General features: G+C 70.7%; 15 protein-coding genes. 12 read left to right on the top strand and 3 right to left on the bottom strand.

Translation table 11 applies throughout. From position 1 onward, the window contains the following. Positions 1-85: 85 nt before the first annotated feature. From K8625_RS36505 to K8625_RS36495, 3 genes are all read right to left on the bottom strand, one after another. The gene (locus K8625_RS36505) at positions 86-2,551 is read right to left on the bottom strand and encodes an ABC transporter permease (RefSeq protein ID WP_223748905.1); all 2,466 of its coding nucleotides are present in this window, start codon (positions 2,549-2,551) and stop codon (positions 86-88) included. Between the two features lie 130 nt (positions 2,552-2,681). Beyond that, positions 2,682-3,893 carry an erythromycin esterase family protein gene (locus K8625_RS36500; protein ID WP_223785279.1) on the bottom strand — a complete coding sequence of 404 codons (1,212 nt, stop codon included), beginning with the start codon at positions 3,891-3,893 and terminating at the stop codon, positions 2,682-2,684. A 149-nt stretch (positions 3,894-4,042) separates the two neighbouring features. Then, positions 4,043-5,881 (bottom strand): bifunctional UDP-sugar hydrolase/5'-nucleotidase, encoded by a 1,839-nt coding sequence (locus tag K8625_RS36495; RefSeq protein ID WP_223785278.1) that lies wholly within the window; start codon positions 5,879-5,881, stop codon positions 4,043-4,045. Between the two features lie 558 nt (positions 5,882-6,439). Between K8625_RS36495 and K8625_RS36490 the strand changes: the two genes are divergently transcribed. From K8625_RS36490 to K8625_RS36435, 12 genes are read left to right on the top strand one after another with little or no spacing between them, the layout of a single operon-like run. Then, entirely contained in the window at positions 6,440-7,306 is an 867-nt protein-coding gene (locus K8625_RS36490; RefSeq protein ID WP_223748902.1) for a CoA ester lyase, read from the top strand. 31 nt (positions 7,307-7,337) lie between these two features. Further along, positions 7,338-8,570 (top strand): aminotransferase class I/II-fold pyridoxal phosphate-dependent enzyme, encoded by a 1,233-nt coding sequence (locus tag K8625_RS36485; protein ID WP_223785277.1) that lies wholly within the window; start codon positions 7,338-7,340, stop codon positions 8,568-8,570. Between the two features lie 30 nt (positions 8,571-8,600). Continuing rightward, a complete protein-coding gene (locus K8625_RS36480; RefSeq protein ID WP_223748900.1) occupies positions 8,601-9,131 on the top strand; it encodes a MaoC family dehydratase in 531 nt (176 codons plus the stop codon). 4 nt (positions 9,132-9,135) lie between these two features. Continuing rightward, complete coding sequence (locus K8625_RS36475; RefSeq protein WP_223748899.1) at positions 9,136-10,134, top strand: NAD(P)H-quinone oxidoreductase; 999 nt, start codon at positions 9,136-9,138, stop codon at positions 10,132-10,134. Beyond that, on the top strand, positions 10,127-10,399 hold the full coding sequence (locus K8625_RS36470) for an acyl carrier protein (protein WP_223748898.1): 273 nt from the start codon (positions 10,127-10,129) through the stop codon (positions 10,397-10,399). The genes K8625_RS36475 and K8625_RS36470 overlap by 8 nt, the downstream gene beginning before the upstream one ends. Continuing rightward, a complete protein-coding gene (locus K8625_RS36465) occupies positions 10,396-11,790 on the top strand; it encodes an aminotransferase class III-fold pyridoxal phosphate-dependent enzyme (RefSeq protein WP_223748897.1) in 1,395 nt (464 codons plus the stop codon). The genes K8625_RS36470 and K8625_RS36465 overlap by 4 nt, the downstream gene beginning before the upstream one ends. Then, positions 11,787-12,224, top strand: coding sequence for a thioesterase family protein (locus K8625_RS36460; protein WP_223748896.1), 438 nt, complete (start codon positions 11,787-11,789; stop codon positions 12,222-12,224). The genes K8625_RS36465 and K8625_RS36460 overlap by 4 nt, the downstream gene beginning before the upstream one ends. Further along, positions 12,173-12,703 (top strand): 3-hydroxyacyl-ACP dehydratase FabZ family protein, encoded by a 531-nt coding sequence (locus K8625_RS36455; protein WP_223748895.1) that lies wholly within the window; start codon positions 12,173-12,175, stop codon positions 12,701-12,703. The genes K8625_RS36460 and K8625_RS36455 overlap by 52 nt, the downstream gene beginning before the upstream one ends. Further along, positions 12,697-13,818: a beta-ketoacyl-[acyl-carrier-protein] synthase family protein gene (locus K8625_RS36450; protein WP_223748894.1), complete on the top strand. Its 1,122-nt coding sequence runs from the start codon at positions 12,697-12,699 to the stop codon at positions 13,816-13,818. The genes K8625_RS36455 and K8625_RS36450 overlap by 7 nt, the downstream gene beginning before the upstream one ends. Then, on the top strand, positions 13,815-14,378 hold the full coding sequence (locus K8625_RS36445; RefSeq protein WP_223748893.1) for a coronafacic acid synthetase: 564 nt from the start codon (positions 13,815-13,817) through the stop codon (positions 14,376-14,378). Before K8625_RS36450 ends, K8625_RS36445 begins: the two co-directional genes overlap by 4 nt. 6 nt (positions 14,379-14,384) lie before the next feature. Beyond that, positions 14,385-15,785 (top strand): class I adenylate-forming enzyme family protein, encoded by a 1,401-nt coding sequence (locus K8625_RS36440; RefSeq protein ID WP_223748892.1) that lies wholly within the window; start codon positions 14,385-14,387, stop codon positions 15,783-15,785. Positions 15,786-15,842: 57 nt separating this feature from the next. After that, positions 15,843-20,669 (top strand): non-ribosomal peptide synthetase, encoded by a 4,827-nt coding sequence (locus K8625_RS36435; RefSeq protein WP_223785276.1) that lies wholly within the window; start codon positions 15,843-15,845, stop codon positions 20,667-20,669. The last annotated feature ends 106 nt before the right edge of the window (positions 20,670-20,775 follow it).

Here is a 20,775-nt window from a genome sequence, read left to right as displayed (position 1 = left end):
GGCTCTGGCCTATCTCACACGCGACAGCGCCTGGCCCCGGTGCGGGCCAGGCGCGTCATCCGGTGGACGGCGGCAGCGGCTGGCCTCACGCCTCCGAGCGGAGCACCGTCATCGGGTCCACGCGGGAGGCGCGTCGGGCCGGCAGCCAGCTCGCGAGCAGGGCCACGCCCAGCAGGAGGACCGCCACGCCCACGATGACCCACGGCTCGGTGGGGCTCACGCCGTACACCATGCCCTGGAGCACCTGCCCCAGCCCCAACGCCGCCACCACCCCGAGCGCCACGCCGAGCCCCGCGAGCACCACCGCCTGCCGGAGCACCAGTCGCAGCACGTCCCCGGCCGTCGCCCCCAGCGCGAAGCGGATGCCGAACTCCCGCGTGCGCTGCGCCACCGCGTAGGACACCACGGCCCCGAGCCCCGCCACCGAGAGCAGCAGCGCCACCGCGCCGAAGGCCCCCAGCAGCAGCAGGCTGAAGCGCCGCGAAGCCAGCGAGCCCGTGAGCAGGCTCTCCACCGTGCTCAGGCGCGAGGGCAGCTCTGGAGCGAGCTCGCGCAACACCGGCCCCGCCGCGCTCACCAAGGCCTTGGAGCCGATGGAGCCATGCACCGCGACATGGAAGCGGGAGAAGGCCCGCGCCCGCTGCCGGGAGCAGCCGTAGAACGTGGGCTTCGGCGCCTCGTCCAGCCCCCGCTCCCGCACGTCCGCCACGACGCCGACGATGGTGAAGGCCCGCAGGTCCCCATCCATGTTGCCGAACTGGATGAGCTTGCCCAGCGGATCCTCGTCGGGCCACCGCGCCTTCGCGAGCGACTCGCTGATGAGCGCCACGTGCGGCGACTCCATCGTGTCGTTCGCGTCGAACAGGCGCCCGCGCACCAGCGGGATGTCCATCGCGTGGAAGTAGCCCTCGCTCGCCACGCGGTACTCGGCCGCGCCCGTGCGCTCGGGCTCGTGCGCCAGCCGCCCGAAGTCGTCGAAGTTCTTTACCTCGTCGGGACGATTGAGCACCAGGAAGGTGCCGTCACCGCCCGAGCCGCCCTCGAGCGGGAAGACATTCACCGCCCCCACCGCGCGCACGCCGGGCAGCGCGCCCAGCCTCGACAGCAGCGCATCCTGAAGCTGGATGTTGTCCCTCGCCTGCGGCGCGTCCTTGTCCTTGACCGGAGGCAGCACCAGGCTGAGCACCGCCACATCCTCGGTGCGGTAGCCCGGGTCCAGCGACAGCAGGCCCAGCATGCTGCGCCCCAAGAGCGCCGCGCCCACCAGCAGGACCAGCGCGAGCGCGAGCTGCCCCACCACCAGGGCACGCCGCGCCTGGTCCGCGCTCCCTCCGCCCGTCTGTGTGCGCCCCGCCTGCGTCAACGTGGCCCACGGGCTCTGGCGCCCCGAGCGCAGCGCCGTCACCAGCCCCAGCCCCACCGCGAGCACCAGCGACAACCCCAGCGCGAACAGGAGCACCGTGGCGTTCACGTCCACCTCCGCCACGCGCGGCAGGTGGCCCGGCTCGAGCGCGAGCAACACGTGCACGCTCCAGGTGGCGAACAAGGCGCCGAGCGCCCCGCCCGCCAGCGACAACACGAGCGACTCCGCGATGAAGCGCCGCACCAGGGCCCCCGGCCCCGCGCCCAGCGCCACATGCACCGCCAGCTCGCGCCCCCGCGACGCCGCCCGCGCGAGCAGCAGGTTGGTGACGTTGGCCCCCGCCACCAGCAGCAGGAAGGCCGCGGCGCCGAGCAACAGGTAGAGCGTGGGGCGCACGGGGCCCACCAGGCTCTCGCGCAGGGACACCACGGCGACATCGCGCATGTTGGTCTCCTGGCCGTGGAGCGCGGCGAGCTCACGCGCCAGGCCTGTGAGCTCCGCCCGCGCGGCCTCCAGGTTCACGCCGCCCGCCAGCCGCCCCACCACGCGCCAGTTGTGTGCGGTCCGGCTCGTCAGCCGTCGCTCCAGCTCACGGGGAATCCACAACTGGGTGCCCGCCGGGTAGTCGAAGGACTCGGGCATCACGCCGACCACGGTGTAGGCGCGGCCCTCGAAGGTGAGCGTCCGGTCCATGGGCAGTGGCCGCGCGCCCAGGTAGCGCTTCCAGAAGCCGTGGCTCACCACCACCGCCGGAGCGCCTCCCTCCTGCTGCTCGTCCGCGGCGAACAGGCGCCCCTGGGCGGACGGCACGCCAAAGGCGGGGAAGAACCCGCGCGAGACCCACGACAGCGCGGCGAAGGTGGGCTCGTCCGTGCCCGTGACGGCGACGCTGGCCGGCCCCGAGACCTGCGCCAGCGACTCGACGGTGCGGCTCCGGGCCTGCACGTCCTCGAAGTTGGGGTCCGAGAACCGCATCGTCTGGCCCTTCACCCCGAGCTGGGAGAGCTCCACGAGCCGCTCGGAGTCCGGATAGGGCAAGGGGCGCAGCAGGACGCCCTCCACCACGCTGAAGAGCGCGGTGCTCGCGCCGATGCCCACCGCGAGCAACAGGATGCACCCCAGCGTGAAGCCTGGGCTGCGTCGCAGCGCGCGCAGCGTCTGCCGCAGGCCACTGAGAAGGATGTCCACGCAAGAAACCTCCGGGCACCTCGGTAGGCGCCTCGATGGGCGCCTACGAAGGCGGTGGCCGACGATTGCGTCGCGGAGGCCCGTTATCGACAGCGGCACACCGTCCGTACGCGGCGGCTGTCGCCCGCCCTCACTCCGCGCGCGCCGAGGACGGCAAAGCCCGCGGACGCGGTGGTGCTTCTTCGCGGAAGACGAGCAATCCGTCGATGACCGTGGCCCAGGGAGCCATCATCCAGCGGTAGTTCACGGCGCGGGCCACCCTCGTCCCATTTTCGCGAAGCTGGTGTGCGTCCACGTACCGGCTGTCCGCGGAGGGGCTCGACAGGGCCCAGGCCTCCAGGGAGTCGGCGCGGGCGGGCTCGAGGTCGTACGTGCGGGGCGTGCTGGCGAGCGAGTACTTCCCCTGGAGCGCGGAGAAGCCCAGCACGAAGGCCTGCTCGCCGAACCTCGCCCGCACGTGGGAGCCGAAGGGCACCGGAGGCCCGCCGCCATCGTCCATGTGCTTGAGGTCCTTGGCCGCGTGCACCGTGGCGAGCCAGACGATGGCCTTGCGCGGACCGGGTGAGCGAGACAGGTGCCATTGCAGGTTCGCGAACATGGACTGGTCGCGGTCGTTGAAGGTGCTCCAGTCCGTGGGGCTGCCCTCGGGAGGAGGAGGACGGGACATCACGGCCACCTGACGCGCGAAGAAGCGCTCCAGGTTTCGCGCCATCCATCCGTGGCTCCGGGAGGTCGAGGCCCCCGCCGCCAGCTCCGCCCAACAGCCCTGGATGCGCGCCGCGCTCGCCGCCGTGAAGCGATGCGCGTCGTCGTATCGCCAGGACAGGTAGCGCTCGATCTCCTCGCCGCACTCGGCCCGCCGCGAGTCCGCCAGCGCGGGGAGGAGCTCGGGAGCCATCTCCCGCTGTGCGTAGGTGCCCCGGTTGACCTGGTCGTCGATGCCCCCCGCGACGACGGCTCCCTCGCGGAGCCACCGCGTCAGCAGCGGAATCAAGGGCGCCACCTCCTCGTTGGCCCACATGCCCCCCACCGCGTCCGAGACCATGTCCTCGGTGATGGGCTGGCCCGCGTCCAGCCGCTCCTGGATGCGCAGGAAGTCATAGACGCCCGCCTCGATGAAGAAGGCGTCGTACTGACACTCCTCCACCAGCCTGCGGGTCAGCTCCACCTTGACGTCGAGCGTCCTGGCGCTCCCGTGGTGGGAGTCCTCTCCGAGCAGCGCCACGCGCTTGTCGCAGAGGTCCCGGACGACGCGGTCGACCTCCGTGGCGCCAGGTCCCTCCGCGCGCCTGGAGGGCGTGGCACAGCCTGCGAGCAGCAACAGGAACAGGACGCTTCTCATGGTCGTGGGCCCTCCGGGGCATCGCGTCACGGACGCGCCCTGCCTCAACGAACGTCCCACCCCGAATCCCTCACCCCCACGCGCGGGGGGACGAGCGCGCCCAGGCCGCGCGCGCCTCCCCCCAGGACTCCGACGTCAGCGCCCCGGCTTCAGGGCGCGCACTTCGCGGGGCCGAGCGTGGCCGCGAAGTAGCGCGTGTACAGGTCCGGCGCGAGCGTGAAGTTGCAGGTGTTCACCCGGTCCGGGGACAGCCCCTGGTTCGCCTGCATGTAGCGGGCGACGTAGTCACGCACGCCGTCGGCGGAGGTCCACAGCACCTTGCCCTCCTTGAACATGGAGTACCCGCCGCCGCCGCCCGCGCGGTAGTTGTTGATGGCGACGACGAAGACCTGGTCGTCCCGGACCTCCGCGCCCTCGAAGCGCAGGTGCGTGAGCCGGGAGCCCGCGGGCTTCGTCAGGTCGTAGCCGTACTCGATGCGCGAATAGAGGTCCCAGTTGTAGTCGGCCACCACCGGGGAGCTGGCCTTGGCGCCCTCGGGCCGCTCGGGCAGGTTGGCCGCGTCGAGCCTCGCGAAGTAGAGCGTGTTCATCTCCAGCGCGCGCCGGAGGATGGAGCCGTTGATCTCCATCACATACAGCGTGTTGTCGTAGATGTAGATGCTGTACGCGTCGCGCAGGGTGACGTCGCCGGCCGGCAGCGCGCCGTCGTTGGTGAAGATGGCCGCCAGGGAGAAGTCCACGTCGAAGCCCGCCTCGCGCGCGGCCTCCTCCTGGACGATGTTGATGAGGTCCCCCAGCGGGCTGTCCACGTAGCGCGCGGCGAAGCCTCCCGGGAACGCCGCCGTCGTCGAGCCGATCTTCTGGTTCACATACGTCACCGTGGTGTCGTGGTAGCTCTGCGCCAGCTGCGTCACGGCGGCGTCCACCGCCACCTTCTCGTCCACGACGTGGAGCCGGGAGTCGTGGGTGTCCACGCCCCACCGCTCGCCGCGCCAGGTGACCTGGAGCTCCACGTCCGCCAGGTGGCTGCCCCAGCGGTTGGGCTGGGTGAGGAGCACCTCGCGGCCCTCCGGGTTCTTCAGCAGCATCTTCGGGATGGGCTGGTGCGTGTGGCCGGTGAGGAGCACGTCGATGCCGGACACCCCCTGGGCAATCTGCACGGCCGGGTTCTCTCCGGGCAGGTTGCCCCGGTCCGCCCACTTCGACTCGTCCGCGTAGTCCGCGAGCCACGAGTCGGGGTTGCTCGCGCTGCCGGTGGGCTGCTTGTCGGGGCCACCGTGGATGGCCACCACGATGACGTCCGCGCCCGCCTCCCGCATCCTCGGCACATAGGCGCGCGCCGTCTCCACCGGGTCGTCGAAGCGCAGGCCGGGGATGTTCTCCGCGCGCTCCCACGTCGTCACGCCCGGCGTCACGAGGCCCAGGATGCCGACCTTCACGTCGCAGACCTCCGTGAGCACATAGGGCTGGAAGGCCTCGGTGCCGTCCGCGCTCTTGCGCACGTTGGCGCCGAGCACGGGGAAGTCGACCTCGCTCTTGAACTTGTCGAGGACGCCCAGGCCATAGTTGAACTCGTGGTTGCCCACGGCCATGGCCACGTACCCCAGCTCGTTCATCGCGACGGCCATGGGGTGGCGGGGCGTGTTGTCCACCAGCCCGTAGTAGGTGCCCAGCGGCGTGCCCTGGATGGTGTCGCCGGTGTCGACCAGCAGCGTGCAGTCCGGGTTCGCCTCTCGCGCCTGCTTGATGAGCGTGGCCACCTTGGCGAGGCCGCGCTTCGCATCGGGCTTCCCGCTGAAGTAGTCCCACGGGAAGATGTTGGTGTGCAGGTCGCTCGTCTGCAGCAGCGTCAGCTTGCGCGGCGAGGTGTCGGGGGGCGTGGGCCGGGGCGGCTTGTCATCGGAATCACACGCGGTGAGGAACGAGCAGGCACCCACGAGACACAGAGAAGCGGCGCGCAACGCGCGCAGCGGAACGAGAAGACGCATCAGGAGACCTCGTTCAACGAGTCGTGCCAGGCGGATTGCCTGACGCGGGTCACCCTAGCGTCCTACTCTGACGTCTCCGGAAGGTCTTGTCGTGAGGGCTTCAACACCGCCTTGCCCTGGTAGTTCACGCGCCACGGGGTCCCCAGCCCGGAACGCCCTGCTCTCGGAGCTCAAGTAGCGCCACCCGGCCATCACTGGCCACGGAGACGCTCCCCTGTGCGAGCGCCTCCATCCGATGACATGGCGTGTCACCCATTCACGGTGAATCGGGCGCCGTTTCATACGGGTTACCCGCCCCTGGGTCCTGACAACTCCAGTCTCAATCCAGTCTCACAAAAACATGGCAGCACGTGGATACACCTATTCACATGCAGAAAGACATATCAAGACATAGCACGAACCACCCCTGCAATTGCTTGCAGATTTTCTTGACGCCTCCCGGGCAACGAGAGTACCCAGACAGGCATTGATTCATCGCGCCTCGAGCGGGCCGCCTGGAGTCTCACGGGCGGCGACGTGACGGGTGCGAGCAGGGCAGGCCCACCTCCGGAGGCGACCATGAAGTTCACCCGGTATTGCCGCTCCATCCTGTTCACTCCCGCGCTCGTCGTGGACCGCTTCGCCCGGGGACAGCAATCCGGCGCGGACATCAGCCTGGTGGACCTGGAGGACTCGGTCGCCGCCAGCCACAAGGACACGGCCCGTCAGCAGGCGGAGGAGTTCTTCTCCGCGCCCAAGGGTCCCAGCCGCCGCGCCATCCGCATCAACACCGTCACCCGGCCGGAGGGGCTGAAGGACCTGCTCGCGCTGCGCCACTACGCCGTCAAACCGGACGCCGTGCTGGTGCCCAAGGTGGAGTCACCGCGGGACCTCGAAATCGTCGAGCAGGTGCTCGGCGCCAGCTGCTCGCAGGTGGACCTGCTCGCCCTGGTGGAGACGCCGCGCGGCGTGGAGAACGTGCACGCCATCGCCTGCGCGACGCCCCGCCTCAAGGCCCTGGTGTTCGGCTCCGCGGACTACTCCTTCAGCATCGGCGCGTCGCTGGCCTGGGAGCCTCTGTACTACGCGCGCTCCCGGCTCGTCGCCGCCGCGCGCGCCGCCAACGTGCAGGTGGTCGACTCGCCGCTGTTCGACATGTCCGACGTGGAGGGGCTGCGCCGCGAGTGCCAGCTCGCCCGGAGCCTGGGCTTCAGCGGCAAGGCCGCCGTCCACCCGCGCCAGGTGGAGGTCATCAACCAGGCCTTCTCCCCGGACGAGCACACGCTGCGCAAGGCGCGGACCATCGTCCAGGAGAGCCAGGCCCGCGACTTCAACATCTGCGTGGTGGAGGGGACCATGATGGGTGCCCCGTTCGTCGAGGCGGCGAAGCGCACGCTCGAGGAGTTCGGCCCCCGCGAGGCCGACACCCCGTCGCGCTCCCTCTGACACCCCACCCCATCCCCAAGGAGGAATCCACATGGAAACCAGCAGCGAGCAGAGCGTCCTGGGTCCCCGCCGCTATCGCAACAACGAGAAGCTCATCGCCGTGGGGGACCGGGGCTGGCAGCACGCCAAGGACAACGGGCTCATCGGCATCAAGGTGGACTTCGAGTCGAACAACCGCCTCGTCGACACCACGTCGGGCCACGAGTTCATGACGCTCTGCTCATGCTCGTACCTGGGCCTCAACCACCACCCGAAGATCCTCCAGGGCGCCATCGACGCGCTCCAGGAGGCGGGCACCAACAGCCTGGCCATGTCCACGCTGCGCATCCGCCTGAAGCTGATGGCGCGGCTGGAGGAGGAGCTGCGCGAGCTGTACGGCTGCCCCACCCTGCCCGGCGTCACCTGCAGCGCCCTGACGGCGGGCATCCTCCCGCTGCTCGCCTCCGGCCACCTCACCGACGACGGCCAGCCGCGCGTCATGGTGTTCGACCGCTACTGTCACTTCTCCATGGCCTACATCAAGCCCATCTGCGGCGATGAGAGCCTGGTGCTGACCAGTCCGCACAACGACCTCAACTACCTGGAGGACGTCTGCAAGAAGTACCCGCGCGTGGCCTACGTCGCCGACGGCGCCTACTCCATGGGCGGCCTCATCGCGCTGGAGGGGCTGCTCCAGCTCCAGGAGCGCTACGGCCTGTTCCTCTACATCGATGACTCGCACTCGCTGGCGCTGACGGGCGAGCGCGGCGAGGGCTACGTGCGCTCGCGGCTGAAGATGAATCCCCTGACGATGGTGGTCGCCTCGCTGGCCAAGGCCTTCGGCAGCTCCGGCGGCATCGCCATGCTGGGCAGCGAGAAGAGCTTCGACTTCCTCTACCGGAACGCGGGGCCGCTGGCCTGGTCGCAGAACCTCCAGATGCCGTCGGTGGGCGCGTCGCTCGCCAGCATCGCGCTGCACCGCACGCCGGAGCTGCGTGAGCTGCAGGGGCGGCTGGCGCGCAACATCCAGCTCTTCGACAGCCGCTTCCCCTCTCCCAACGCGGGCAACGGGATGCCCATCCGCCTCATCCAGGTGGGCGAGGAGGAGCGCGCCATCCGGCTGTCCTCGGAGCTGTACCGGCGCGGCTACTACTGCTCGGCGGTGTTCTTCCCCGTCGTCGCCCGGGGCGAGGCGGGGGTGCGCGTGATGATGCGCGCGGACATGAGCGAGGAGCAGGTCCGCGTCTTCTGCGACGACGTGCAGGACATCCTCTCCCGTTTCTAGGACGCGCCCCCGCCGACGAGGAGCCACGCCATGCACGCCAGCGCCATCACCGGTTACAAGCAGCTCGGCCCCCAGCGCTACCGCGAGGTGCTGGGCTTCCACTACGAGGACTTCACCGTGGGGGACGTCTTCGAGCACCGCCCCGGCAGGACGGTGACGGAGGCCGACAACGTGCTGATGAACACGTTGTGCATGAACCCGTCACCGCTGCACCTGGACGCCGCGTACTGCGAGCAGACGGTGTGGGGCCGGCCGCTCATCTCCAGCCTCGTCACCTTCAGCATCGTCTGCGGGATGAGCGTGCGCAGCACCAGCGGCCGCGCCACCGCCAACCTGGGCTGGGACAAGATTCGCCTCACCCGCCCCGTCTTCGCGGGCGACACGCTCTACGCGGAGAGCCGCATCCTCGCCGCGCGGCTGTCCACCCGCCGCGTCGGCGAGGGAATCATCACCTGCGAGACGGTGGGCCTCACCTCCCAGGGAGAGGTGTTCCTCTCCTTCGAGCGCAGCTTCCTGGTCCCCGCCCGCGCGCACGCCGTCGAGGAAAGGGCCAGGTACTGACGCCATGCGCGCCGTCGTCTTCGAGGGCCTCGGTGGGCCGGAGGTGGTGAAGCTGCGGGAGGTGCCCCGGCCCGTGCCCACGCGCGAGGCGCTGCTGGTGAAGGTGCACGCCACGGCGCTCAACCGCGCGGACCTGCTCCAGCGCCAGGGCGAGTACCACGTGCCGGAAGGACAGTCCGCCATCCCCGGCGTGGAGGTGGCGGGCACCGTGGAGGCGTGGGGCGAGGACGTGAAGGGCTTCACCCGGGGACAGCGCGTCTTCGGCGTGGTGGAGGGAGGCGGGTTCGCCGACTACTGCCTCTTGGACCAGGGCATGGCGCTGCCCATCCCCGCCGGCTTCGACTTCGCCGAGGCCGCCGCCACCTCCGAGTCCTGCCTCACCGCGAACGAGACGCTCTTCACCCTGGGACAGCTCCGGCGGGGCCAGGCGGTGCTCATCCACGCGGCCGCCAGCAGCATCGGGACCACCATGGTCCAGATGGCCCGGCACGTGGGCGCGACCACGTACTGCACGGTGGGCACGCCCAGGAAGGTGGAGGCCGTGCGCGCGCTGGGCGCCGACGCGGTGTTCGATTACCGGGAGCAGGACTTCGTCCAGGAGGTGCTCCGGCTGACGGGAGGCGAGGGCGTCCCGCTGGTGATGGACTTCATCGGCGGCGCGTACCTGGAGCGCAACCTGGGCGTGCTGGCGCACGAGGGGTGTCTGGTCCTGGTGGGGCTGCTCGACGGCATGTCCGCGCAGGTGGACCTCCTGCGCATCGTCCAGCGCCGGCTGCGGCTCAAGGGCTCGTCGCTGCGGCTGCGGCCCCTGAAGGAGAAGCGCGAGGTGAACGCGCGCTTCCGGCGGCGATGGATGGAGGTGCTCGCCATGGGCGGTCTCCGCCCCGTCATCCACGCGCGGCATCCCCTGGAGGACGTGAACGTGGCGCTGGGAGAGATGGAAGCCAACCGCAACATCGGGAAGCTCGTTCTCACATTGGAAAGGAATGACAGCCATGCATGAAGAGCTGACGGCAAGCATCAAGCAGATCCTCATCGACAAGCTGTTCGTGGAGCTGCCCCCGGAGCAGATTGGCGAGGACGACGGCCTGCAGTCCGTCATCGGGCTCGACTCGGTGGGGTTCCTGGAGCTGCGCGTGCTCTGCGAGGACGTGTTCAAGGTCCGCATCACCGACGAGGACTTCAACACCGACAACTTCCGCACGGTGAACCAGCTCGTGTCCCTCATCGTGGGCCTGAAGACCGCGCCCCAGGGAGGTGCGTGGTGAGGGCGCCCGCGCCCGGAGGCAGCCTCGCGCCCGCGGACCTGGAGCGCCTGCGCGCGGGCCAGGCCCTGCAGATGGACCACTATGGCGGCGGGCGCCTGCCCTTCGTCTCCCTCCAGGCCCGAGGGCTCGTCCAGCACATGGTGCCCCTGGAGGGCGAGAGCGCCGGTCAGGTGCTGGAGGTGCTGGACGCGAGCGGCGGCTATGCCAGCGCGTGCCTGGGCGCGGCGCACCCGTGTCTCCAGCCCGCGTTCCGAGAGGGGCTCGAGCGCGGCTATGTCACCGATGAGCTGGGCTCGCTGGAGCGCACGTTGCTCCTGGAGGAGCTGTTCGGCCCCGGCGGGCGCTGGGCGGACCGCTTCCCCGGCCGGGACTACCACGCCAGCGGCCGCAACTCCGGCTCGGAGGGCCTGGAGCTCGCGCTGCGGCTGGTGCTGGAGTCGGGCTTCGACCGGCGGCGGCTGACGGCGAAGGCGGGCCGCGAGGCGCGCAGGACGGTGCTCGCCTTCGAGGGCGCGTGGCATGGCTGGACGGGAGGGCTGGTCCCCCTGCTCAATCGCAGACACTACCGCCTGGGCCTGCCGCTGCCGGGCGCCGAGCCTCCCTTCGGCCTGGACGTGGCCTTCCTCCCCTTTGGCGAGGCGGCGCTCCTGGAGCGGTTCTTCGCCGAGCAGGGCGCCAAGCTGTCCGCGGTCATCGTCGAGCCCATCCAGGGCGACGCGGGCATCCTCGTCCCACCGCCGGGCTACCTGCGCAGGCTGGCGGCGCTGTGCCGCGAGCACGACGTGCTCCTCGTCGCGGACGAGGTGCTCACCTTCGCGAAGACGGGCCGCTTCTTCGCGATGACCGACGAGCAGGGGCCCATCCCCACCGACGTCACCGTCATCGGCAAGAGCCTGGGCATGGGCGCGGTCTCCACGTCCATGGTCATCGCGCGCCGGGAGCTCACCGTGCGCCCGAGCGGCGCGGTGTCCACCTCCGATTTGCGTCCGCTCACGTGCGCGCTGATGCGCTCGGGCCTGCGCTACCTCGCCGAGGAGCGCCTCATCGAGCGGGCGGGCACGCTGGGCGAAGAGCTCCGCGAGCGGCTGCGGCGCGACGTGGTGGAGGCCTTCCCGGCGCTGTTCCTGGAGGTGCGGGGACAGGGCTACATGAACGGCGTCGAGCTGACCGAGCGGGCCTCGCACGGCCTGTCCCGGCTGCGCCAGTGCCTGCTCGAGGCCGGTGTCTTCGTCGAGTTCATGGCGGGCGCGGGCAGGCGCTCCCACGGGCTGCGCTACCTGTTCCCCGCCATGCGCGTGGCCCCGCCGCTCATCGCGAACGACGAGGACCTGCGCCGCATCGTCGAGCGCATCCGCGAAGGGGCGCGGCGCTTCGTGGAGGCGGGGCCATGAGGCTGGAGTCCCCCGCGTCAACGCCCCGGCGCCACCGGGTGGAGCACGTGGACACCGATGCGTCGGGCGTCGTGCACTTCTCGCGGTACGCGTCGCTGCTGGAGACGGCGGCGCTGGAGGAGCTGGAGCGGCGCGGCTCGGACCTCGTGAAGCTGGAGGGCCAGGGCCTGGATTTGCGCGTGCGCGAGCTGCGCATCCGCTACCGCGAGGCCGCGCGCTTCCAGGACTGGCTGCGGTTGGAGGCCCGCCTGGAGCACGTGGGCCCCGCGAGTCTGAAGCTGGGCGTGGCGGTCTACCGCGAGGGCCCCGCGCCCGAGCCGGTGCTGCTCGCCTCCGGAAGTCTGGACCTGGCTGTCGTCAATCGTGAGAGCGGAGACCCCACATGCCTTCCCCCGAACTTCAGCAGCGCCCTCGAGCGGTCCCCGTCCCCCTGAACAAGGCGGAGCGTCAGCCCAGGCCCCTGGGCTTCACCGCGCTGCGCGAGTGGCTGCGGCACCGCCACCCGATGATTTTGTTGGACCGCATCGTCGACCACGAGCCGGGCAGCTTCCTGGAGGCGCTCGTCTCCATCTCCGGGAACCTGGACTGCATCGCGGGCCACTTCCCCGAGCGCGCCATCTACCCCGGCAGCAACCTCATCCAGGCCTTCGCCCAGGCGGGCATCATCCTCTACCAGATGAGCACCTCGCCCCTGGCCGAGGACGAGCTGACCTTGATCGGCTCGGTGGAGAGCCGCTTCCTCCAGGTCGTCGTGCCCGGGGACCAGGTGGTGCTGCGCGTCCAGGTGAACCGGCTCGCCGGAGGGCTGTTCGTCTACTCGGGCAAGGCGATGGTGGGCACGCGCCGGGTGGCGGCGTTCCGCGCGAGCCTCATCCGCGCCAAGGTCTCCGAGCTGGGCTCGCCGCTATGGTAGCGCCCGTCGCGGTGACAGGGGCCGCGTGGAGCACGGCCCTGGGCCATGGGCTCGACGACGTGTGGCGGCGGCTGCTCGCGGGTGAGCACGGCTTCGTCGACGTGGCCTCTCCGCATCGGCTGCGCAACACGCTGGCCGCCGTCATCCCCTCGCGAGGGGAAGGCCCCGCGCCCCGGCTGCGGAGGCTCGCCGTGGAGACGCTCGGTCGCGCGCTGGCGGAGGCCGGGCTGGAGGCGAGCGGAGCGGCGACGCGGCTGGTCCTGGGCACGAGCCTGGGTGCGTGGCTCGACGACGAGGGGGAGTGGACGGCGCCGCTCCACGCCTGGGCGGACGAGGTGGCTCGGGCGGTGGGCGCGCGTGAGCGGCCTGTGAGTCTCTCCACGGCGTGCTCCTCGGGGGCGGACGCCATCCTCGTCGGGGCGGAGCTCATCCGCTCCGGCGCCGCGGAGGTGTGTGTCTGCGGCGGGGTGGATGTCATGACGCCGAGCAAGCGGCTGGCGCACTCGGCGCTCTCCACCATGTCCCCCACCCGCTCGCGCGCCTTCGATACGCGGCATGACGGCATGCTGTTGGGCGAGGGCGCGGGGTTCCTCGTGCTGGAGTCGCTGGAGCACGCGCGGGCGCGCTCGGCTTCGCTGCTCGCGCTCTTCCGGGGCGCGGGCTCGGCCAACGACGCGGCGAGCATGACCTCGCCGGACCCGGCGGCATTGGGGGCCCGGCTGGCGATGGAGCGGGCGCTGCAGGACGCGCGGGTGTCGCCGCGGGACATCGGGCTCATCAACGCGCATGGCTCGGCGACACCGGCGAATGACCGCGCGGAGGCGGAGGCGTTCCGGACGCTCTTCGGGGCTGGGCCGCGGCCGTGTGTCTTCGCGACGAAGGGGGCCTTCGGCCACACGTTGGGGGCCACGGGGGCCATGGAGGCGATTGCCCTCATCCTCGCGCTGCGCGACGGCGTGGTGCCGCCCATCGTCGGACTGGAGCAGCCCGACCAGGACTTCCCCTGCCCGCTCCCCGTGGGGCGGCCGGTGCGGCACGAGGAGCGGCTCGGCCTGAGCCTCACGCTCGGCTTCGGTGGGTTCGATACCGCGCTCGTCTTCGAGGCGGCGCGATGAACCCGACGACCTCGCTGGTGCTCCGTGGCGACGCGCGGGCGCGCGGTGGTGGGGCGAACCCCTACGTGGCGCGGGTGAAGGGTTCCGTGCGCTACGCGGACCCGATGGCATGGACGCTGGTGCTCGCGGTGGGAGAGGTCCTCGAGTCGCTGGGGGAGGACTTCCGCGCCTCGGCGGACCGGTGCTCGCTCATCCAGGTGGGCCCCGAGGCGCCGCCGGAGGCCATGTCGAGCGCCGCCAGGGAAGCCTTGCGTGGCTTCGCATCGCCCATCCGGTTCCCAGCCGCGCCGCCGAGCGCGCCGACGGGGCTGGCGTGCATCGTCCACGGGATTCGCGGCCCGACGCTGGCATTGACGTTGCCCGTGGCGGAGGGAGCCGGACTCGCGCTGTCTCTCTCCACGGCCTGGCTCACGCGCGGTGTCGTCGATTACGCGCTCATCGCGACGGCGGCCTCGGTGCCAGGCGAGGCGCCTCGCGCCGCATGCGTGGTGCTCTCACGTGGCGAAGGTCCTCCCGTGGACCCGGCGCGGTTGGTCCAGTCCCTTCTGTTCTCCAGGTGATGCCCCATGACCGAGCTCGCTGACATCCCGCTCTCCTCCATCCAGGGGTTCCTGGACCGTGTCCGGGACCTGACCTGTGAGCCAGTCACGTCCACGCGGCACCCGGTGGAGCCACTCGCGGAGGCGTGGCGAGTCCATGGACTGAGGCCCGGCGATGTCGTCCTCCTGGCCCTGCCGAACGGAGCGGAGTTGCTCGCGCAGCTCTTCGCCATCCTCGCCGCCCGTGGCGTGCCCGCGCTGGTATCCCCCTCCGCGCCCGCCTTGCGACAACAAGCCCTCGTGGAGGCGCTCCCGGCACGCGCGCTCGTGACGATGCGCCGCCCCGCCCCGCTGGCTCACGATGCGGACCGCTTCCACCTGGGAGGCGCGGAGGTCGCCCTGTTCTCGGAGGCACAACCTCCCGGCGCCCAGCCTGGAGAGATGGTGCTGCTCACCTCGGGCACGTCGGGCTTCGCCAGCGGCTGCGTGTTCGACCTGGAGGCGCTCTTCCGCAACGCCCGTCGTCACTCGGACGCCGTGGGCCTGCGTGCGGGCGACACCGTGCTGGTGAACCTTCCGCTCTACTACTCGTACTCGATGGTGGCCCAGGCCTTCGCCTCGCTGCTCCGCGGCGCGGACCTGGTCATCAGCGGCCCCCCCTTCCAGCCCGCGGCTTATCTGCGACTGCTCGCCGAGCAGGGCATCACCGTGTCCGCCCTCACGCCCCTCCTGGTGCGCGCGCTGCTCCAGCAACGCGGCGCCTTCCCCGAGGGCCTGCGCTCGCTCGGCGTCGGCGGCGACGTCCTCTCTCCCGAGCACGTGGAGCAGCTGCTCCGCCTGCGTCCACGCGGAGAGCTGTACCTCACCTATGGGCTGTCCGAGGCCGGGCCCCGGGTCGCGACCCTCTCGGCCCACGCGGAGCCCGCGCACCGTTACGCCTCCGTGGGACGGCCCCTGCCCGGCACGCAGGTGTCGCTCGCCCCCCGAGGTCCCGGCGGACAGAAGGAGCTGCTGGTCTCCTCGGACACGCTGATGAAGCGGCGCATCGGCCTGGTGGAGGGCGACAAGCTGCACGCGTGGCGCGGTCCCCGGCTGCTGGCCACCGGCGACATCTTCGACATCGACGCGGATGGCTACCTGTACTTCCAGGGGAGGCTCTCCGACTTCCTGGTCCGCGGCAGCGAGAAGATCTGCATGGCCTCCGTGCGGCGCCTGGCCACCACGCTCCCGGGTGTGCTCACGGCGCGCACCCAGGTCGTCTCCGGCACCGAGGGAGATGACTACGAGATGATCCTCACCGTGGCCGACGAGGGCCGACCCCTGGAGCACGTGTCCGAGGCGCTCTCGCGGCTCCTGCGGCTCGCCGAGCGCCCCCGACGCATCCAGGTCGTCTCCGCCGACGGCAGCACCGCCGCCCTGCACAAGTGAGCGGCTGACGCCACGCGCGTCGCCCCCAACCCGTCCCACCCGAGAAGGACCCTTCCGATGACGCTCGCCTCCGCGCACACCGGCAGCAATCAGTCACCTCGCACCCAGACGGAGCAGGTCCTGTGCGAACTCTGGAGCGTGCTGCTGGAGGTCGAGCAGGTCGGCGTCCACGACGACTTCTTCCAGCTCGGCGGCCACTCGCTCATCGCCACCCAGCTCGTCTCGCGCATCAACGAGATATTCCAGCTGCGCCTGCCCCTGCCGAGCATCTTCGATGCGCCCACCATCGCGCAGCTCGCCTCGGCCATCGACGCCTCACGAGGAGCCACCGCCTCCGGCATGGACCTCAAGCTGCGCCCGGGTGCCCGGACGAGTGAAGCGCCGCTCTCCTATTCGCAGGAGCGGCTCTGGTTCATGGAGCAGCTCCACCCCGGGCAGGCCACCCACAACATCCCCCTCTCCTATCGCATCACCTCCGCGCTCGACGTCGGCGTGCTCCAGCGGGCCCTCGACGAGGTCTTGCGTCGCCACGAACCGCTCCGAGTCACCTTCGCCTCCACCGAGTCGGGCCCCATCGCGCGCATCTCGCCTCCTGGCGCCTTCCCGCTCTCCGTCATCGACCTGGGCCACCTCTCCGCGGACACACGCGAGGAGGAGGCATCGCGCCTCGCCACGGAGCAGGCGCACACCCCCATCGACGTCCGCACCGGCCCCATCATCCGAGGCACCCTGCTGAAGCTCGACGCACGGGAGCATCGACTCCTGCTCACGATGCATCACATCGTGTCCGACGGCTGGTCCGTGGGCGTCCTCCTGCGCGAGCTGCGGACCCACTACGAAGACTTCGCCGCCGGCCGGTCGTCCTCGCTCCCCGAGCTGCCCGTGAGGTACGCGGACTTCGCCGCATGGCAGCGACAGTGGCTGCCCGCGCAGGCCGAGGAGCGGCTCCTCCCCTACTGGCGCAAGCGACTCGCCCAAGCCCCCGCCCTCCTGTCACTCCCCGCGGACCGCCCCCGTCCGCCGCTCCAGCGCTTCCGGGGTGCTCGGCGGACGTTCCACATCCGCGAGGAGACGGCGCTGGCCGTCGATGCGCTCTGCCGCCAGGAGCGCGCCACGCTCTTCATGACGCTGCTGGCGGGCTTCTGCGCCCTGCTCCACCGCTACTCCGGACAAGAGGACCTCCTCGTCGGCTCGCCCATCTCCGGACGCATCCGGCCGGAGGTCGAGGGACTCATCGGCTTCTTCGTCAACACGCTCACGCTGCGCAATGACCTGTCGGGCAACCCCCGCTTCACCGAGCTGCTCGCGCGGGTGCGCGAGACGACGCTCGGAGCCTTTGCCCACCAGGAGCTCCCCTTCGAGAAGCTGGTCGAGTCCCTCCAACCCGAGCGCACGCTCAGCCACGCGCAGCTCGTCCAGGTGATGTTCGTGTTGCAGAAGGCGCCCGCGCTGGAGGAGGACCCGTCCGCCTCACTCCAGCTCTCCGCCCTGGCGGAGCCGTGGGAGACGGACACGGGGACCTCGAAGTGCGACCTCGTCCTCTACATGGCGAGGAGCGCCGAGGGCCTGCGCGCCACCTTCGAGTACGACACGGACCTCTTCGACGAGGCACGCATCGAGCGCATGGCCGGGCACCTCCAGGTGATGCTCGAAGCGGTGGCCGCCGACCCGCACCAGAGGCTCTCGGCGCTGCCCCTGCTCACGCCCGTCGAGCGCAACCAGGTGCTGCGCGACTGGAACAGCGCCTCCGCGGACTTCCCCCGGGACGTCTGCGTCCACCAGCTGTTCTCGCGCCAGGCCGCGAGGACTCCGGACGCCATCGCCGTCTCCTACGGCGGGCAGGACCTCACCTATCGGGAGCTGGACGCGCGCTCCAATCAGCTCGCCCACCACCTGCGCTCACTCGGTGTGGGGCCCGAGGTGCTCGTCGGTCTGTGCGTCGAGCGCTCCGTGGACCTGGTCGTCAGCATGCTCGGCATCCTCAAGGCGGGAGGCGCGTACCTTCCGCTCGAGGCCTCCTATCCCACCGAGCGGCTGGCCTTCATGCTCCAGGACTCCCGCGTCTCGCTGCTCCTGGTCCACGCGTCCAGGCTCCAGCAGCTGCCCCCCTTCGCGGGGCCAGTGGTCCGCATCGACGAGGAACGGGAGGCCATCGCCCGGTGCTCCGAGCTGCCGGGGGTCTCCACCGTCTGCTCCGACAACCTCGCCTACGTCATCTACACCTCCGGCTCCACCGGCCGGCCCAAGGGCAGCGCCATCCTCCATCGAGGAATCGCGGCCCTGCTCTTCCAGACGAACTTCGTGCGCTTCTCGCCGAAGGACCGCGTCGCCCAGGCCTCCAACGCCTCCTTCGACCCGAGCACCTTCGAAATCTGGGGGGCGCTGCTGAACGGGGCCCGGCTGGTCGGCATCACCGCGGACCCGGCGCGTGAGCCTCACGAGCTGGCCGCCCAGATTCGGGACGAGGCCATCACGGTGATGTTCGTCACCACCGCGGTGCTCCACCTGCTGGCGCGGCAGATTCCGGAGGCGTTCCGCGACGTGCACACGCTCGTGTTCGGAGGCGAGGCCGCGGACCCGCTGGCGCTGCGAGAGGTGCTCCGACACGGCCCTCCTCGCCGGCTGCTCAACGGCTACGGCCCCACCGAATGCACCGTCTTCTCCACCTTCCACGCCATCGACTCACCGCCGCCGCTCGGACAACCCGTCCCCATCGGGCGGCCCATCACCAACGGCCCGGTCTACCTGCTGGACGAGCACCTGAGGCCGGTGCCCGTCGGTGTCCCTGGGGAGCTGTACGTCGCGGGTGAGCGGCTGGGCCGTGGTTACTTCCATCGTCCGGACCTCACCGCGCGCACCTACGTGCCCGACCCCTTCACCACCCAACCGGGCGGGCGGCTGTACAAGACGGGCGACCTGGGCCGCTATCTCGCCAACGGCCGCATCGAGTACCTGGGCCGCGCCGACCTGCAGGTGAAGATTCGCGGCTTCCGCGTGGAGCTGGGCGAGGTCGAGGAGTCGCTGCGGCAGCACCCCTCCGTGGAGGACTGCACGGTGGTGGCGCTGGAGGTGGGAGGGGACCGCAAGCTGGCCGCGTACCTCGTGTCGCGGGGACAGGCGCCCGCGCAGTCGTCCCTTCGTGCGTGGCTGCGGGAACGATTGCCCGAGCACATGGTGCCGACATCCTTCACGGTGCTGCCCGCGTTGCCGCTCACGCCGAACGGCAAGGTGGACCGGCGGGCCCTGCCCTCGCCCGAGGCGCCCCAGGGAGATGCCTCCACGCAGCAGGCCCCACGCACCTTCACGGAGGAGACGCTGTGCCGGATGTGGGCGTCCCTGCTGGGCATGGCCCGCGTGGGCATCCACGACAACTTCTTCCAGCTGGGTGGGCACTCGCTCCTGGCCACACAGGTGGTCTCGCGGGTGCGCGCCGAGCTGGGAGTGGAGGTCTCGCTGCGCACGTTGTTCGCGGCGCCCACGGTGGCGGACCTGGCCAGGCACGTCTCCCGCGCGGAGCCTCCCGTAACGCTCGCGCGGCCGGTGCCTCCGCTGCGCAAGGTGTCCCGGGAAGGAGCCCTGCGGGTGTCGTTCGCGCAGGAGCGCCTGTGGCGGTTCTTCCAGCGGGCTCCCGAGTCCAGCGCCTACAACATCCCGCGCGCGTTCCGGTTGAAGGGACGATTGGAGGCGCGGCACCTCGAGGCGGCGTTCCAGGGGCTCATCGCCCGACATGAGACCTTGCGAGTCACCTACTCCGAGGAGGACGGAGTGCCGCTCCAGCACCTCCATGCATCGATGGACTTCCCCTTCCGGGAGGTGGACCTCCGAGGGAGGGAGGACCGCGAGGAGGAGGCGCGACGCCTGATGTTGGAGTCCGCGCTGCGTCCGTTCGACCTGACGCGCGGGCCGCTGCTCCACGGGATGCTGCTCCGATTGGAGGACGAGGAGCACCTGCTGTTCTGCTGCATGCACCACATCACGGCGGATGGCTGGTCCATGGGCGTCATGGCGCGAGAGCTCGGCCGGCTCTACACGGCCAGCGTCACGGGGGGAGAGCATGGGCTGCCGCCGCTGGTCATCCAGTATCCCGACTACGCGGCCTGGCAGCGCGACTGGCTGTCCGGGGCGGAGCTGAAGGAGCGGCTGGGGTTCTGGCAGAAGGCGCTCGCCGGAGCGCCCACGCGGCTCGACCTCCCCACGGACAAGCCGCGGCCCTCGGTGCGGACGTTCAACGGGCGCAATCTGACCGTGGCGCTGGGCGTGGAGCGCAGCCAGGCCCTGAATGCGCTCTGTCGTCAGGAGCAGGTGACGCCGTTCATGGCGTTGCTCGCCGTCTTCGGCGCGGTGCTGGCGCGGAATGCAGGGCAGGAGGAGGTGGTCATCGGCTCGCCCATCGCGAATCGCCTCCGTCCCGAGCTGGAGCCGCTCATCGGGATGTTCGTCAACGGGCTGTGCTTGCGGGTCAACCTCCAGGGCCGCCCCGCCTTCCGGGAGCTGCTCCAGCGCGTGCGCGAGGAGACCCTGGCGGGCTATGCCCACCAGGAGGTCCCGCTGGACCAGGTGATGGCCTCACTCGGGGTGGAGCTGCCCGCCAACCGCCCGCCCGTGTTCCAGGTGATGTTCGTGCTGCAGAACGCACCCACCGCGCCGCTGGAGCTGCCGGGGCTCACCATACGCAACGAGTCTGTCAATCGCGGCTCCGTCACCTATGAGCTGACGTTGGCCTTGACTGAGACATCGGGGGGGTTTTCGGGCGTGCTGGAATTCAACACCGACCTGTTCGAGCTGGCGACCGCGGAGCGCTTGCACGAAGACCTGGTGGAGCTGCTGGACGCCGTGCTGGCGGACCCGGACCTCCGCCTTCATGACGAGGCCACAAAAGGCTGACTGACAGTGAATGCCAGCGGAAACTATTGGCAGTCTTCACAAACAACGACGTGGACAGACTGCCCGACAACTGGCAGCCTTCCAAAGTCTCACACACCACGGGGTC

Source organism: Myxococcus sp. AS-1-15, assembly GCF_020037055.1.
Lineage (GTDB): Bacteria > Myxococcota > Myxococcia > Myxococcales > Myxococcaceae > Myxococcus > Myxococcus fulvus.
This window is presented reverse-complemented; position numbering and strand designations above follow the sequence as displayed.